Raw genomic sequence first — 1,479 nt, 5'->3', positions numbered from 1 at the left:
ACTCGTGGAACACTTAGCAGATCGGCAAACAAAGCCGGTCAATATATAGAACCGAGCCGTCCTCATATCTCTTCAGAAATAGGTCCTGCGCTGAACGCGTGGGTCTCAATAGTTTGGGGCCTTAGCTCAGCTGGGAGAGCGCCTGATTTGCATTCAGGAGGTCAGGAGTTCGATCCTCCTAGGCTCCACCAAGCCTTTTGCAGAGCAAAAGGCGTCGCCCTGGCAGTCGTTGCGCAGCAACGATGAGAAGGGCAGGCCAGCCACAAACCAGGTCTTACTATCACACGCTGGCACAACTCGCACATTGCTTCGCAATATGCTGTTTGTGCGACGTGCGCGCCTCCGGCGCACACTGGGTCGGTAGCTCAGGTGGTTAGAGCGCACGCCTGATAAGCGTGAGGTCGGAGGTTCAAGTCCTCCTCGACCCACCACCTTACTCAAGGTGGTCACTGGAACATACCTTCAAGCACATGCTCATGTGTTTGAACGTCTGTTCCCGGATGAAGCATCGCTTCGTCCTTCAGACGAATTGACATCGTAAAGAGAGATACTAACAACATGTTTGATCTCACCGCGTTAGGTGATGATCTCAGTTGCTGCCCTTCGGGGCCGGTGTTTGACGGGCTGTTTCCTCGGTCTTTCAGGCATATCGCGGCTGAAACGAATATGTTGTCCAAGTCAAGTACACTAACCAGGGCGATGACGCTGCCTCCTGCACGGACGGCAGCTATCTGCATCGCTCATTGTCCAGACGACAGTCTGGGCGGGTAAAGTATGCTTTTGATGCAGAATAAGAGGGTCAGTTTCTTACCAGCTTCTGATCTTCGCGCGAGACGCCAAGTCTTGCTTTTTCTGGATCAAATCAAGCGCGAAAAGGGCGTTTGGTGAATGCCTTGGCAGTAAGAGGCGATGAAAGACGTGATACTCTGCGATAAGCCATGGGGAGCTGAGAATAAGCTTTGATCCATGGATTTCTGAATGGGGCAACCCACCTGATTGTTTGTTATTATTGCTTCGCAATGTCCGCTCCGCGCCGACCTTTGGTCGGTACACCGATCCTTCGGATCGGCACTGGGGCAGACAGCGGCGCAGTTAATAATGAGCAAGACGAGGTATTTTTAGGCTGAATATATAGGCTTAAAAAGGCAAACCCGGGGAACTGAAACATCTAAGTACCCGGAGGAAAGGAAATCAATTGATACTCCCCTAGTAGCGGCGAGCGAACGGGGACCAGCCGAGCCATGAGTGTGATTAGAATGCGTTGGAATGCGCAACCAAAGTGGGTGATAGTCCCGTATAAGAAGCATGATTGGACGTATTAAGTAGGGCGGGACACGTGAAATCCTGTCTGAAGATCGGAGGACCACCTTCGAAGGCTAAGTACTCCTTACTGACCGATAGTGAACCAGTACCGTGAGGGAAAGGTGAAAAGCACCCCGACGAGGGGAGTGAAACAGTACCTGAAACCGAACGCCTACA

Annotated in this window: 2 tRNA genes and 1 rRNA gene; all 3 read left to right on the top strand. The window is 51.9% G+C overall.

What is annotated here, in order from left to right:
* Positions 1-115 precede the first annotated feature (115 nt).
* A tRNA-Ala gene (locus ACGYK4_RS17275) sits at positions 116-191 on the top strand.
* A 163-nt stretch (positions 192-354) separates the two neighbouring features.
* A tRNA-Ile gene (locus tag ACGYK4_RS17270) sits at positions 355-431 on the top strand.
* A 429-nt stretch (positions 432-860) separates the two neighbouring features.
* Positions 861-1,479: ribosomal RNA gene (locus ACGYK4_RS17265) — 23S ribosomal RNA — on the top strand; the annotation flags it as partial.

Source organism: Sulfitobacter sp. 1A13368 (assembly GCF_043557275.1).
Taxonomy (GTDB): Bacteria; Pseudomonadota; Alphaproteobacteria; order Rhodobacterales; family Rhodobacteraceae; genus Sulfitobacter; species Sulfitobacter faviae.
The sequence above is the reverse complement of the archived record's forward strand: the minus strand, read 5'-3'. Positions and strand labels throughout refer to the sequence as shown.